Source organism: Bradyrhizobium sp. PMVTL-01 (assembly GCF_051861855.1).
Taxonomy (GTDB): domain Bacteria; phylum Pseudomonadota; class Alphaproteobacteria; order Rhizobiales; family Xanthobacteraceae; genus Bradyrhizobium.
The window spans coordinates 5,353,643-5,367,862 of the sequence record NZ_CP193982.1 but is presented as its reverse complement, the minus strand read 5'-3'; the positions used below and the strand labels follow the sequence as shown (position 1 = coordinate 5,367,862).

Here is a 14,220-nt window from a genome sequence, read left to right as displayed (position 1 = left end):
GTTCATCCGGCGGGAAATGCGATGCGCCTTCTGATCGTCGAGGACAATGCCGAGCTGTCGCGGCTCGTCGCCGCCGGATTGTCGGCGGCCGGCTATGAGAGCGACATCGTGGGCAGCGCGGCCGAGGCGCGCGAGGCGGTCAGCAGCGTCAGCTATGCTGCGATGATCCTCGACCTCGGCCTTCCCGACGGCGACGGCCTGTCGGTGCTGCGCGAGCTGCGCCGGCAGATGGAACCGCTGCCGGTGCTGGTGCTGACGGCGCGCGGCGGGCTGCAGGACCGCGTCAACGGCCTGCGCAGCGGCGCCGACGACTATCTCGCAAAGCCGTTCGCGATGGAGGAGCTGGTGGCGCGGCTGGAGGCGATCCTGCGCCGGCCGGGGCAGCTGCTCGGCCGCTCGCTGCATCTGGCCAACCTCGTCTACGACACCGAGAGCCGCCAGATCTTCGTCGACGACCAGCCGCGCATCATCTCCGCGCGCGAGACCTCGGTGCTCGAGATCCTGCTGCGCCGGCAGGGGCGGGTGGTGCCGAAGAAGAACGTGGAGGACCACATCTTCGGCCTCGAAGGCGAGGTCGCCTCCAACGCGGTCGAGGTCTACGTCTCGCGGCTGCGCAAGCAGCTCGCCGAGCACGGCGCCAAGGTCGTGATCCACACCATCCGCGGCGTCGGCTATTTGATGGCCGAGGAGAAATAGCGTGCTATCCGTCCGGTCATCCGCCAGGCCGACGTTTAAATCGCTGATCTCGCGCATCGTGTTCCTGCACATCGTCGCGGTCGCGGTGGTCGCGATCTTCCTGCCGCTGGTGCTGTTCTGGTTGCTCAACTCGGAGGTCGACCAGCTGCACCGCGACGCGATGCGGGCCCAGGCCGAGGTGCTCGCCGAGCGCATCGTCCCGCAGGCGGACGGCACCTTCACGTTCATTCTGCCGGACAGCCTGCGAGGTCTCTATTCGGAAGCCTATGGCCGCTATCTCTACGACATCCGCGACGAGGACGGCCGTGTGCTGTTCTCCTCCCGCCGCAAGGCGGGCGCCGCGACACCGGCGCCGCCGCTGTCGGAAACGATTTCCGGCGCCGGCGTGACGCGCGTCATCGAGGGCAAGACGGTGCGCATCCGCGTCGCCGAGGACCTTTCGCATCGCGACGTCATCATCGACGACATCATCTCGAACTTCTTCCGGCGCGTGGGCTGGATCACCATCCCGATCCTGCTGGTCCTGCTTGCCACCGACATCATCATCTTCCGCCGCGCGATCGCGCCGCTGTGGAAGGCCTCGAAGAAAGCCAGCAATATCGGTCCGGCGCGCACCGACATCCGCCTGCCGACGGAGCAGATCCCGCGCGAGATCATGCCGCTCGTCACCGCCGTGAACCAGGCGCTCGACCGCCTCGAGGACGGCTTTCGCGTGCAGCGCCAGTTCACCGCGGATGCCGCGCACCAATTGCGCACGCCGCTGGCGATCCTGCGCACGCGGATCGAGACGCTGCATGACGGGGCGGCGAGAGAGGCGCTGCATGCCGACATCGAGAGCATGAGCCGCATCGTCGCCCAGCTCCTGGAGATCGCCGAGCTCGACACGCTGGTGCTCGATCCCGGCGAGACCGCCGATTTGCGCGCCGTGTGCACCGAGGTGGTGGGTTCGATCGCGCCGTTCGCACTCGCCCAGCACAAGGACATCGCGCTGAAGGGCACAGATGCGCCGGTGCTGATCCACGGCAATGCCGAGATGCTCCAGCGCGCGGTCTTCAACCTCGCCGAAAACGCCATCAAGTTCACGGCGAAGGACACCGCGGTCGATGTCGAGGTCGGCGAGGACGGCTCCGTACGCGTGCGCGATTGCGGCCCGGGCATTGCGGAAGTCGAACGCGATTTGATCTTCCAGCGCTTCTGGCGCGCCGACCGCCAGCGCAGCGACGGCGCAGGCCTCGGACTATCGATCGTCCGCGGCGTCGTGGACGATCATGCCGCGACGGTGGCGGTGGAAAACCTTCCCGGCGGCGGCGCGGAGTTCACGCTGCGGTTCAGGTTGGCGGAGCAGGGCGCTGTACCTTCTGTGGGAGAGGGTGGCTCGCCGCGATAGCGGCGAGACGGGTGAGGTGTTGTCACCGAGAGTCCCACTGTCATTGAGTGCGCCGAGACAACCCCTCATCCGGCGCTTCGCGCCACCTTCTCCCACAGGGGGAGAAGGAAGAAGGCCGGCCCTACTTCACCTTGCCGGTGGACAGATCCATGATCATGCGCGTGGTCAGGTAAAGACGCGGCACGATGGTGTCGAGCTTGACATATTCGGCATCGTTGGAATGCGCGCCGAAGCCCGAGAGACCCATGCCTTCGATCACCGCGCCCCTGGTCTTGAGCGCGGCAAAGGCGGCGTCGGTGCCGCCGCCGGTCGCTTTCTCGTCGATCTGGAGAGCCATTCCGAGCTCCCCGTAGATCGTCTTGCCGTAGGCCGCCACGCGGCGCGAGGCGTCGTTGGCCTCGAGCGGCGGACGGCGTACCTCGAATTTCAGCTCGACCTTGGAATCGGGCAGCAGGCGGTTCTTGATCTTCTCCTGCAGCGCCTTTTCCAGCTCGTCGAAATCCGAGACCTTGAGCGCGCGCGCATCGGCCTGGGCCGTGGCTTCGGCCGGGATCACGTTGCGGTTGGTGCCGGCCTTGGAGACGGTCCAGTTCAGCTTCAGGCCTTGCTCGGGCTTGGAGAGGTCCTTCATCTGAAGCACCTGGTGCGAGAGCTCGTAGAGCGCGTTGATGCCGCCCTCAGGCCTTGAGCCGGCGTGCGACGACTTGCCGATCACCGAAAGATAGGCCGAGCCGATGCCGCTGGTGGCGAGCCGCAGCGTGCCGTCGGTGCCGCCGCCTTCGAACGAGAACACCACGTCCTGATCCGAGGCGAATTTCGTGATGGCGCTGCGCCAGCCGGGCGAGGAGATCTCCTCGTCGCCATTTGTGAGCACCGTGAGAGTGCCGTATTTCCTGAAGTTCAGCTTCTGCAGCATCGCCACGGTGTGGAGAATGAGCGCGACGCCCTGCTTGTCGTCCGCAATGCCGAGGCCATAGGCCTTGTCACCGTCGATGCGGAACGGCTGGTCTTTCAGCATGCCCTTCAGGTACACCGTGTCCATGTGGGCGATCAGCATGATCTTGCTGCTGCCGGTGCCCTTGAACACGGCGTGCACGGCAGGACCGATCTTCTCGGGCGTGTCGTCGAGGCGATAGATGTCGGTGGGCTGCAGGATCTCCACGGCGCCGCCGAGTTGCCTGAGCTGGTCGGCCACCCGCGCGGCGATCTGGTTCAGGCCGTCGATGTCCCTGCTGCCGGATTCGATGCTGACGAGATCACGCAGCGTGTCGAGTAGCGGCTGTTGCTCCTTCTCTGCCAGCGCGTGGACGTCGGCCACGGGCTCGGCGTGCGCGGCGGTCGGGGCACATGCCAGCCACAGCGAGGCGATCATTGGTGCGACGAGCGAGAGAACAGGGTGCGATCGGAGCATGCGCGGCGGTCCATCGGTTGAAGAAGGAGCCGGTATGCCTGTGTTTGTCGCGATTGTCACGCGGCGGCGGTGCTGCACCCTCTCCCCCTGCGGGCCACAAGGGGGAGAGGGCAGCTCGCGTTCGCCACTTACTTCTGCGGCGGTCCCAGATCCAGCGGCGGCAGCTCGATCTGCGGGACCTCGATCTTGACCTTGTCGAGATCGACGTTGAGCGGCTTGTCGAGCAGGCCCGTCACCACGGACGGGAAGATGATCACCAGCAGCACCATGATCATCTGCAGGCCGATCCAGGGCATCGCGCCCCAATAGATGTCGGAGCTCTTCACTTCCTTCGGCGCCACGCCGCGCAGGTAGAACAGCGCGAAGCCGAACGGCGGATGCAGGAACGAGGTCTGCATGTTCACGCACAGCATCACGCCGAACCAGATCAGCGCCGCGTCCGGTCCAACGACGGGAGCGAGGATCTTCTGCGCGATCGGCGCGATCATCGGCAGGATGATGAAGGCGATCTCGAAGAAGTCGAGGAAGAACGCCAGGAAGAAGATGAAGAGGTTGATGAAGATCAGGAAGCCCCAGACGCCGCCGGGCAGGGAGGTCAGGAGATGCTCGAGCCAGACGCCGCCGGAGACGCCGAGGAACACCACCGAGAAGCAGGTCGAGCCGATCAGGATGAAGGTGACCATGCAGGTGAGGCGCATGGTGGATTCGTAGCCCTGCTTGATGAGGTCGCGCAGGTCCGGGATGCGCGCGGCCTGGAAGCAGATCCATGCCACCGCGAAATAAGTCACTGCGAAGGCGAGCTTGAAGATCAAATTCTCGCTGAACAGCATCGCGACGATGGTGCCGATGCCGGCGGCGACCACGCCGGTGACCAGCACCTTGCGATCGTTCGAGGTGAAGTCCTTGTGATGGATCGCGGCTAGCACGATGGCGCCGACCGCGCCCATTGCGCCGGCTTCCGTCGGCGTCGCAAGGCCCATCATCATGGTGCCGAGCACGACGAAGATCAGCACGGCCGAGGGGATGATGCCCATCAGGCACTTCTTCCACAGCGCCCAGCCGGTCAGCGTGCGGGCCTCCTTTGGCACCGGCGGAACGTGGTCCGGCTTGATCAGGCCGAGGATGAAGGTGTAGCCGGCGAACAGCATGATCTGGAACACCGAGGGGCCCCAGGCGCCGAGATACATGTCGCCGACCGACTTGCCGAGCTGGTCGGCGAGCACGATCAGCACCAGCGAGGGCGGCACCAGCTGCGTGATGGTGCCGGAGGCCGCCAGGACGCCGGTGATGTAGCGCATGTTGTAGCCGTAGCGGATCATCACCGGCATCGAGATCAGCGCCATGGCGATCACCTGCGCCGCAACCGTGCCGGTGATGGCGCCGAGGATGAAGCCGACGATGATCACGGAATAGCCGAGGCCGCCGCGGACCGGGCCGAACAGCTGGCCCATGGAATCGAGCATGTCTTCGGCGAGCCCGCATCGCTCCAATATCGAGCCCATGAAGGTGAAGAACGGGATCGCGAGCAGCAGCTCGTTGGAGAGCACGCTGCCGAACACGCGGCCGGGAATCGCCTGCAGGAAGTTGAGGTCGAAGAAGCCGAGATGGATGGCGAGGAAGCCGAAGGACAGGCCGACCGCGGCAAGCGTGAACGCCACCGGGAAGCCGATCAGCATCGCCAGAACCAGGCCGCCGAACATCAGCGGCGGCATCATTTCCAGCGTAATCATTGGGTCGGCCTCTCGTACTTGGCGTCGATCGTCACATAGCCCTGCAGAGCCGCGATACGCTTGATGACTTCGGAAACACCCTGGAGCGCCAGCAGGACGAAGCCGGCGGGAATCACGAACTTGATCGGCCAGCGGATCAGGCCGCCGGCATTGCCGGACATCTCGCCGACGTCATAGGCCTGCATGAAGAACGGCCAGGACAGATAGGCGAGCAGGAGACAGGCGGGGATCAGGAAGAACAGCGTGCCGATCAGGTCGAGCAGGAGCTGGCCGCGCTCGGACAGCAGCAGATAGAAGATCTCGACCCGGACGTGCTCATTGCGCTTGAAGGTGTAGGACGCGCCGAACATCACCAGGATCGCGAACATGTACCATTGCAGCTCCAGCCAGCCGTTGGAGGAGTAGCTGAAGGCGTAGCGGATCATGGCGTTGGCCGCACTGACCAGGCAGGACAAAAGCACCAGGAGGTTACAGACGTAGCCGATCTTCTCGTTGAGAAGGTCGATGGCGTTGCTCACCGCCAGCAATGGACGCATCTTATTTTTTCTCCGTCGCGGTCTAACTTCACGGGAGCAGCATCAGCACGCTTCGCTCGGTCCGCATGCGAAAAAGCACGCGACCGCACGGTTCGTTTTCCGAAAAGCGTTGCGGCGTCAGTCCTCCCCTCGTGCCTTGCCGTCTTGACCGCGACCGCCAACGGGGCGGGCCGGCTTATTGTTGCCGGGCAAGCAAAGGCGGTCGCACCAAACCAGCGGCTTCACCTGCCGTCAATCGGAAAATGGACAAGTTGACGCCGGCTCAAAAGCTTAAGGGCGCGAAAGCTCGGATTAGCGGCGACCGGCCTGGAAGGCCTTCATCCGGCCGATCAGGAATCTGAGCAACTGGCTGGCCGCGTTCGGCAACTCGCGGCCCAACCGGGTGATGATGTGGGCTTCTGCCGAGGCGAGCAGCGCATTGTCGACCGGGAGGGCGACCAGCGATCCGTCCTCGAGGTCCGCTGCCACCGAAAACGCCGGTAGCAGGGTCACGCCAAGGTCGGACCGGACGAAATCTCTCAAGATGCTGATCGAGGTCGTGGTCAGCTTCGGCGAGAGGCCGATCTTCTCGGACGTTTCGGCCATCGCGAGCAACTGACGCGTGCCGTAACCCGCATGCATGATCCCGAGCGTGTGCCTGGCAATCTCCCGGAGCTTGACCGGGCGGCGCAGCTTCGCAAGCGGATGGTCGGGGCGGGCGATCAGGCAGATCGGCTGCCGGATGCCCGCGCAGGAGCGGATTCGCGGATCCTGGGGCGGATGATAGACGAGCCCGATGTGGCAGCGGTCGTCGGCGATGGCGCGAATGACATCGCTCGTGCCCGCCAGTTCCAGCGAAATAGTCAACCGTGGATGCTTGCGCCAGAACTCGCCGAGCGCGCCACCCATGAGATCGGCGACAAAGCCCTCGCCGAGCACGAGGTCGATGTGACCGCGGTGCAGCCCCTGAAGTTCCCGCAAGCGGGCGAGGGTGTCGTCGCGGTCCACGGTGTGGCGTCGATAATGCGCGATCAGAAGCTCGCCGGCCTCGGTCGGCCGCACGCCCCGGCTATGGCGATCGAGCAGGGCGGCATCGAGCTCCCGTTCCAGCAGGGCGATCTGGCGGCTGACCACCGACGGGTTCACCCCGAGCGCGTCGGCTGCGGCGCGCACGGCGCCGTAGCGCGCGGCCTCGAACAGATAGCGAAGCCGGTTCTCGTCGAGTGCATTGCTCATGCCCAAGTGTTGCTCATGAGCGCGCGGGCGCGTCATGCAGGCGATCGCGCGGGCCATTGAGGGCAAGGCCGAGGAGCTGGCACGACTCGAGTCGCTCTCGGCGGGCAAACCGATCCGCGACACGCGTGTCGAGGTCGCCAAGGTCTCCGAGATGTTCGAGTACTATTCCGGCTGGGCCGACAAATTCCACGGCGACGTGATCCCGGTGCCGTCGAGCCATCTCAACTACACGCGGCGCGAAGCCGTCGGCGTGGTGCTCCAGATCACGCCCTGGAATGCGCCGATCTTCACCTGCGGCTGGCAGGTCGCACCCGCCATCGCCATGGGCAACGGCGTGCTGCTGAAACCGTCGGAGCTGACGCCGCTCACCTCGATGGCAGTCGCGCTTCTCGCAGAACAAGCGGGATTGCCGGTCGGACTCGTCAACGTGCTCGCAGGCTACGGCCACACGACGGGGCAGGCCGCGCTTGGCCAGCCTGCCGTGAACAAAGTCGTGTTCGTGGGTTCAGTACCGACCGGCCGGCTGATCGCGGAAGCGGCGGCCAAGCGGCTGCTGCCCTGTGTGCTCGAACTCGGCGGGAAGTCTGCGAACATCGTATTTGCCGACGGCGACCTCGCGCGCGCCGCGATCGGCGCCCAGTCGGCGATCTTCGCTGGCGCCGGACAGAGCTGCGTCGCGGGCTCGCGGCTGCTGGTCGAGCGCTCCATCTATGATCGCTTCGTCAAGATGGTCGCCGATGGGGCTGCGAAGCTGAAGCTCGGCGCGCCTGGCGCGGCGGAGACGGAGGTCGGGCCGATCAACAACGCCCGCCAGTACGCCCGCGTGCTCGGCATGGTGAAGCAGGGCCTCGAGGAGGGCGCGAAGCTTGCGACCGGCAGCGACGGCAGCCCCGCGAAGGGCGGCTTCTTCGTCGCGCCGACCGTGCTGCGCGACGTCAGCAACAGCATGGCGGTGGCCCGCGACGAGATTTTCGGGCCTGTCGTCGCCGCGATCCCGTTCGATTCCGAGGAGGAAGCGATCGCAATCGCCAATGACAGCGATTTCGGTCTGGCGGGCGCGGTCTGGACGGGCGACGTCGCACGCGCACACCGGGTCGCCGCGCAAGTCAGGGCCGGGACCTTCTGGATCAACTCCTACAAGACGATCAACGTCGCCTCGCCCTTCGGCGGGTCGGGCATGAGCGGCTACGGCCGTTCGAGCGGTGTCGAGACACTGTTCGAATATACCCAGGTCAAGAGTGTCTGGGTCGAGACCGCGGCCGAACCGGCGGTCGGATTCGGCTACGCGCCGGGGATTCGGGAGTGATGTCGTCGGTTATGGTTTGAGCACGTAGATCTTGCCGGGGCGATCGGGCAGGCTTGAAAAACGCTCTCAGCGGCGGCAATCTCCACCTGACTGATGCCTCGATCTGGAGAATCTCGGCTTATGCCGACCGATGCGAGGATCGACGATGAAGCCGCGGCTTATCATGGGGCTTGCCGTTGTTGCGGGCGTCGCCCTGGTGCTCGGCGTCGCCTGGGCCGCCATCCTCTGGACCCGCCCGGAGCCTATTCGCATCGCGTTCGCCAATTCGCTCTCTGGCCCATCCGCCCCGGCCGGGACGGAAAGCCTGATCGCGATGCAGCTTGCAATCGACGAAGTGAACGCCAAGGGTGGCGTCAACGGACGGCCGATTGAACTCGTTCTGTTCGACGACGCAAGCGATCCAGCCGTGGCGCGGGCGAATGCGCAGGCGATCGCCGACAGTCCATGCGTCGCTGTGCTCGGCCATTATCTCAGCTCCGCATCGCTCGCGGCAGCGCCGGCATATAAGGATGCGCGGATTCCGGCGCTCACGGGAAGCGCGGCCGCCGACGATCTGACATCCACCAGTGACTATTATTTTCGTGCGCTCTCGCCGGTCTCCGCACAGGCGCGCTCGATCGCGGAACATCTGCGGGCCGTGATGAAGGAGCCAAGAGTCCGTCTTGTTCACACGCGCGATTCCTACGGCAAGAGTTTTGAGCGTGGATTTGCGGCGGCCTATCCTGCGGAGCAGTTGCGTGTGTTCGGACTGGACCTCTCAGCCGGTCAGATCCGATCGACGGATGAGGCGCTGGACGCTGCCGCGCAGGAGCCCGGTCCCGGTGTCATCGTCGTCGGCGCGGCCGCCGACTATATCGCAGACATCGTCAAGGCGCTGCGTCGCCGTGGCATCAAGGGGACGATCATCACAACCCAGGGCGCGGGCCGCGAAAGCTATCTGAGAAATTTCGTCAACGAGCCCGAGGAACAAACGCGTCCGGGTTTCTTCAGTGAGAATCTGTATGCGGCATCGTCGTTGATTTTCGACAGCGCCGGCGTGGCGGCGCAGGCTTTCGCCGCCGACTACAAAGCTAGAGCGGGAACCTCCCCAAGCTGGGTTGGCGGTGGCTCGTACGACGCCGCGCGCCTGATGATCGACGCGCTGAGACGAGCTGCCGTCCATCGCCAGTTTATGGGGCAGGGGATTCAGAAACCATCCGACAGCAAGGTTGCGGATCGCGACCGGGTGCGCCTCGCACTGGCCGCCATCGACAGTCCGAAATCGGCGGTCGTCGGGCTGACGGGACGGCTCTATTTCAACTCTAACCGCGACATCCCGCGCCCGATCCGAATGGGTTTCTTCCGTTACGGTCGGTTCGTCACGGCGCCGCTGCAACTGGTGCGCATCGATCAGGCGGATGGAATCGATCTCGACGCCGAACGGGAGAAGGGCCATGTCATCGCGTTCGAGCGTCGGCGCTATTGGATTCAACGCGTCGTTTACACCGGCATCGACATCATTCGCGTCAGTCGAATCGACGTGAAGCAAAATTCGTTCAACGTCGACTTCTATCTCTGGATGCGGTTCGCTGGCGACGATGAGGCACAGACGCACGTCGAATTCCCGGCCTTGCTGGATCGCGGGGCATTCGATGCAGCTCGGCCGATTCAGGCTGGACAGGAAGACGGCCTGAGCTATCGGCTCTATCGCATCAACGGCGATTTCAAGGCCCGTTTCGATCTCCATGATTATCCGTTCGACACGCAGGAATTGCGTCTGCATTTCCAGAACACGGAACAGCGGCGGGAACTCATCACCTATGTCATCGATCGGTTCGGCTTGCGCCTTGCCGACGACGGAAGCTCGCGGGCCGAGGACGGGGCCTATTCCGGACTTCCGCTCTGGCGATTTCTCGGACTGAAATATTTCGTCGAAGCCATGTCCAGCGGATCGACGCTCGGCAAGGCGTCGCTGTTCGATGCCGAGGCAATGACGGAATTCGCAGGATTCGATGCGACCATCGTACTGCGTCGCAGCTCCTCCATCTACATGCTGAAGAACCTGCTGCCGATGTTCTTGCTCGTGCTCGTCGTATTCGCGACGCTGTTCTTTCCCGAAACCATGTTTCGTGAACGCGTGACGATCCCGGTGACCTCCATCCTGGCGAGCGCAGTGCTGCTCGTAGCGGTGAGCAGCCAGATCGGCGATGTCGGATACACGGTGGTGGTCGAAGAGATGTTCTACATTTTCTTCGTACTATGCCTGATGACGATATTGGCGGGCTACAAGCACGAAAAATTTCGGGCCGCCGGCCGAAAACGCTCCGCTGTTGTTCTGGATCACGCAGCGCAGGTCATCTATGCCGGGACGGTGCTCGCTGTCATCGTCGTGCTCTATCGGCGTTATGCCTCGTGACGCCTAATGCACTGACGCGGCGCTTCGGGGCCGGATCATGCTTCAGCCGCCGGTGACGCTCATGTGCCTGGAGACGCTGGGGCGGTTGTGACGACGGTCGATGATGAAATCGTGGCCCTTGGGCTTGAGTCCGATGGCGCGGTCGATAGCATCCGCAAGCAGCATGTCGTCATCCGATGCACGCAGCGGCTTGCGCAGGTCCGAGGCATCCTCGTGGCCGAGACAGGTGTGCAGCGTCCCCGTGCAGGTGATGCGCACGCGGTTGCAGGATTCACAGAAATTGTGGGTCATCGGCGTGATGAAGCCGAGCTTGCCGCCGGTCTCGGCGACGCTGACATAGCGCGCGGGCCCGCCTGTGCTCTCGGCAAGATCCGTCATGGTGAATTGCTGGGCGAGGCGCGCGCGCACCAGCGACAGCGGCAGGTACTGGTCGATGCGGCCCGAGCCGATCTCGCCCATCGGCATCACCTCGATCAAGGTCAGGCCCATGCCCTTGCCGTGGGCCCAGCGCATCAGCGAAGGCAGCTCGTCCTCGTTGAGGTTCTTCAGCGCGACCGCGTTGATCTTCACGGCGAGGCCAGCGGCCCGCGCGGCCTCGATGCCTTCCAGCACCTTGTCGATCTCGCCCCAGCGGGTGATCTCGCGAAACTTCTGCGAGTCGAGCGTGTCGAGCGAGACGTTGATGCGGCGGACGCCGCAATCGGCGAGCTCCCGGGCATGCTTTGCCAGCTGCGTGCCGTTGGTGGTCAGCGTCAGCTCGTTCAGGGCGCCGCTCTCGAGGTGCCGCGACAGCGAGCGCACCAGCGACATCACGTTGCGGCGGACCAAGGGCTCGCCGCCGGTGAGGCGCAGCTTCTTCACGCCCTTGGCAATGAAGGCCGAGCAGAGCCGGTCGAGTTCCTCCAGCGTCAGCAGGTCCGCCTTGGGCAGGAACGTCATGTCTTCCGACATGCAGTAGAAGCAGCGCAGGTCGCAGCGGTCGGTGACCGAAACGCGCAGATAAGTGATGGTCCGCCCGAACGGATCGGTCATCGCGCTCGACAGCGCAGCGCGGGGGCTAGCAGAAGATCCGTTCATACCAAATGCCTTGTCACTTACGGCAACGGGGCACCTTTGCTTCGGCGGTGCTCTGGAAGCAATCTAAGCACCGGACGCGGCTAGGACAATCGGGTGGTATACGTTACCCAGCGCTTGCTCGCGTTCGGACCGGGACACGGCGAGCCGGCTGTGGGTGCGGCAACAGCCGGCGCCGCGGCTGCTGCGACGAACCGCCACATCGCGGGCGGCCCTTAGGGACGTCGCTGGGGCGGGCAACCGGCGCATCGCGCATAGTTAATTCGTAACGCGCGACATCTTCGCGTTTTTTTGCTGTGATTTCAGTTACTTGACGAGCTCAAGCCCGTCATCAGGCTGCTGGCGGCCGCTGGCAGGTCGCGCATGTGATGGATCAGCCGGTCCGGCTTGAGCTCCGCGATCGGCACGTCCGTGTAGCCGAAGCTGACCCCGATCACGGGCACCCCGGCCCGCCGGGCGACCCCGATATCGGTTCCGGCGTCGCCGACCATGATGCTGGATTTCACGTTGCCGCCGGCCCGGGCCACCGTCTCCCGGAAGATGGTCGGATCGGGCTTCTGAACGCCAAAGGTGTCGGCGCCGCAGATCGCCGCGAAGCGGCGGCTCAGGCCAAGCTGGTCCAGGAGGCGCCTGGACAGCCATTCCAGCTTGTTGGTGCAGACCGCGAGGCGATGACCTTGCGCCGCAAAATGGTCGAGCGCTCCCTCGAGGCCCTCAAAGGGGCGGGATTCGACGGCAATATGCTCGGCGTAATAGCCGATGAAATCTGCCGTCATACGGTCCATGTCGGTCGGGCGGACGGTGCGGCCCTCGGCCTCCAGACCCCGCTCGATCAGCTTGCGGGCGCCGGCGCCGATCATGTTGCGGGCCGAGGCCATCGGCACGGGTGGCAGGCCTTCGCGGTCGAGCACGTAGTTCAGCGCGGTGATCAGGTCGGGCGCCGTATCCACGAGCGTGCCGTCGAGATCGAAAACGAGCGTGTAGGACGAGGTCATGGCGGGCGAGGTCATGGCGGGCGAGATCATGGGCCAAGCGCTATCGGGCCGGCCGGATCGGCGCAAGGGCAGAAGCAATAAGTTCACCTTATAAGATCGGCGCAGAGGCCTGTTCCGGCGAGGAAAACGAGGCTACATAGGCCGCACTCTCAAAGCCGGAGGCGGGCGCAAACGTGAACATGGACCAGTTGAAGCGGCAGGCGGCGGCGCGTGCGCTGGAGGAGGTGCGTGACGGCATGCGGCTCGGGCTCGGCACCGGCTCGACCGCAAAGCACTTCGTCCAGCTGCTCGGCGAGCGAGTCGCCGCCGGGCTCAAGGTGATCGGCGTGCCGACCTCCGAGGCGACGCGCGCGGATGCGGAACGTTGCGGCGTGACGCTGACCACGCTGGATGAGATCGACCATCTCGACATTACCGTGGACGGCGCGGACGAGATCGATCCCGAGCTCAATCTGATCAAGGGGGGCGGCGGCGCGCTGCTGCGCGAGAAGATCGTGGCCGCCGCCTCGGATCGCATGATCGTGATTGCGGACGACAGCAAATGGGTGCCGACGCTCGGCAAGTTTCCGCTGCCGCTCGAGGTCATCCCGTTCGGGCTTGGCGCGACGCGCCGCGCGATCGAGAAGGCATTTGCGGACTGCGGCGTTTCCGGGCAAATGGCGGTCCGCAAGGCCAAGGACGGCCACGTTTTCGTCACCGACGGCGGCCACTGGATCGTCGATGCCGAGCTCGGGCGGATCGCGGATCCCGCCAGCCTTGCCAAGGCGTTGAGTGCGATTCCCGGCGTGGTCGAGCATGGACTGTTCATCGGCCTGGCCAGCTCGGCTGTTTTGGCCGGCGGCGAGGGAATTCGCGTGATTGAACGGCGTAAGCCGAAAGGAGACTGGAAATGAAGAGCGTTTTGAAATTGTTGCCGGCCGCGGCGATTGCTGTGGCGCTTTCGGCTGCTTCGGCCATTGCCCAGCAGCCGGCACCGGCAGCGCCCAAGGCTGCGGCACCGGCCCAGCCGAAGGCCTCGCCGGCGGCGATTGCCGCAGCCCGTGAGATCCTGCAGATCAAGAATGCCACCGGGATGTATACGGGCGCCGTGCCCGGCCTCGTCGAGAAGACCAAGATCGCGCTGATCCAGCAGAACCTGAACTATCAGAAGGACCTCAACGAGGTCGCCCCGATCGTGGCCCAGCAGCTCAACGGCCGCCAGAACGAGATCGGCGAGGGCATGGCGCAGATCTACGCCAGCGAGTTCACCGAGCAGGAGCTGAAGGACCTCGTCACCTTCTACAAATCGCCGCTGGGCAAGAAGCTGATCGACGCCGAGCCGCGCGCCATCGGCCTCTCCATGGCCTTCATGAACTCCTGGGCCCAGAACTTCTCCGAGACCGTGATGGGGGCCTTCCGCGCCGAGATGCGCAAGCGTGGCAAGGAAATCTGACAAACACTATCTGACCAGAATCCTGATCGTGGTCCAGCAGAGG

At 64.7% G+C, this 14,220-nt stretch carries 11 protein-coding genes and 1 pseudogene; 6 read left to right on the top strand and 6 right to left on the bottom strand.

The window, feature by feature from the left end:
- Positions 1-21 precede the first annotated feature (21 nt).
- Positions 22-696, top strand: coding sequence for a response regulator transcription factor (locus tag ACRQ5Q_RS26245; protein ID WP_439374782.1), 675 nt, complete (start codon positions 22-24; stop codon positions 694-696).
- Position 697: 1 nt separating this feature from the next.
- Positions 698-2,083, top strand: a complete 1,386-nt coding sequence (locus ACRQ5Q_RS26240; RefSeq protein ID WP_439392756.1) for an ATP-binding protein — start codon at positions 698-700, stop codon at positions 2,081-2,083.
- A gap of 121 nt (positions 2,084-2,204) precedes the next feature.
- Here ACRQ5Q_RS26240 and ACRQ5Q_RS26235 read toward each other — a convergent pair whose 3' ends face one another.
- The 4 genes from ACRQ5Q_RS26235 to ACRQ5Q_RS26220 all read right to left on the bottom strand — a co-directional run bounded on the left by ACRQ5Q_RS26235 (position 2,205) and on the right by ACRQ5Q_RS26220 (position 6,975).
- Complete coding sequence (locus ACRQ5Q_RS26235; protein WP_439392754.1) at positions 2,205-3,494, bottom strand: M20/M25/M40 family metallo-hydrolase; 1,290 nt, start codon at positions 3,492-3,494, stop codon at positions 2,205-2,207.
- A 128-nt stretch (positions 3,495-3,622) separates the two neighbouring features.
- Positions 3,623-5,224, bottom strand: a complete 1,602-nt coding sequence (locus ACRQ5Q_RS26230; protein ID WP_439374823.1) for a TRAP transporter large permease — start codon at positions 5,222-5,224, stop codon at positions 3,623-3,625.
- Positions 5,221-5,760: a TRAP transporter small permease subunit gene (locus tag ACRQ5Q_RS26225; protein WP_283080164.1), complete on the bottom strand. Its 540-nt coding sequence runs from the start codon at positions 5,758-5,760 to the stop codon at positions 5,221-5,223. Before ACRQ5Q_RS26225 ends, ACRQ5Q_RS26230 begins: the two co-directional genes overlap by 4 nt.
- A 291-nt stretch (positions 5,761-6,051) precedes the next feature.
- Positions 6,052-6,975 carry a LysR family transcriptional regulator gene (locus ACRQ5Q_RS26220; protein WP_439399873.1) on the bottom strand — a complete coding sequence of 308 codons (924 nt, stop codon included), beginning with the start codon at positions 6,973-6,975 and terminating at the stop codon, positions 6,052-6,054.
- 22 nt (positions 6,976-6,997) lie between these two features.
- Here ACRQ5Q_RS26220 and ACRQ5Q_RS26215 point away from each other — a divergent pair.
- Positions 6,998-8,281: pseudogene (locus ACRQ5Q_RS26215) on the top strand (aldehyde dehydrogenase family protein); the annotation flags it as partial.
- 145 nt (positions 8,282-8,426) lie between these two features.
- Entirely contained in the window at positions 8,427-10,676 is a 2,250-nt protein-coding gene (locus ACRQ5Q_RS26210; RefSeq protein ID WP_439392752.1) for an ABC transporter substrate-binding protein, read from the top strand.
- Between the two features lie 42 nt (positions 10,677-10,718).
- Here the strand turns inward: ACRQ5Q_RS26210 and moaA are convergent, their stop codons facing one another.
- Positions 10,719-11,753, bottom strand: a complete 1,035-nt coding sequence (gene moaA / locus ACRQ5Q_RS26205; RefSeq protein ID WP_439374828.1) for a GTP 3',8-cyclase MoaA — start codon at positions 11,751-11,753, stop codon at positions 10,719-10,721.
- Positions 11,754-12,052: 299 nt separating this feature from the next.
- Positions 12,053-12,745, bottom strand: a complete 693-nt coding sequence (locus ACRQ5Q_RS26200; protein WP_439399872.1) for an HAD-IA family hydrolase — start codon at positions 12,743-12,745, stop codon at positions 12,053-12,055.
- A gap of 173 nt (positions 12,746-12,918) precedes the next feature.
- On the opposite strand from ACRQ5Q_RS26200, the gene rpiA reads away from it, so the two are divergent.
- Positions 12,919-13,638: a ribose-5-phosphate isomerase RpiA gene (gene rpiA / locus ACRQ5Q_RS26195; RefSeq protein WP_439392750.1), complete on the top strand. Its 720-nt coding sequence runs from the start codon at positions 12,919-12,921 to the stop codon at positions 13,636-13,638.
- Complete coding sequence (locus ACRQ5Q_RS26190; protein ID WP_439374830.1) at positions 13,635-14,177, top strand: DUF2059 domain-containing protein; 543 nt, start codon at positions 13,635-13,637, stop codon at positions 14,175-14,177. Before rpiA ends, ACRQ5Q_RS26190 begins: the two co-directional genes overlap by 4 nt.
- Positions 14,178-14,220 lie beyond the last annotated feature (43 nt).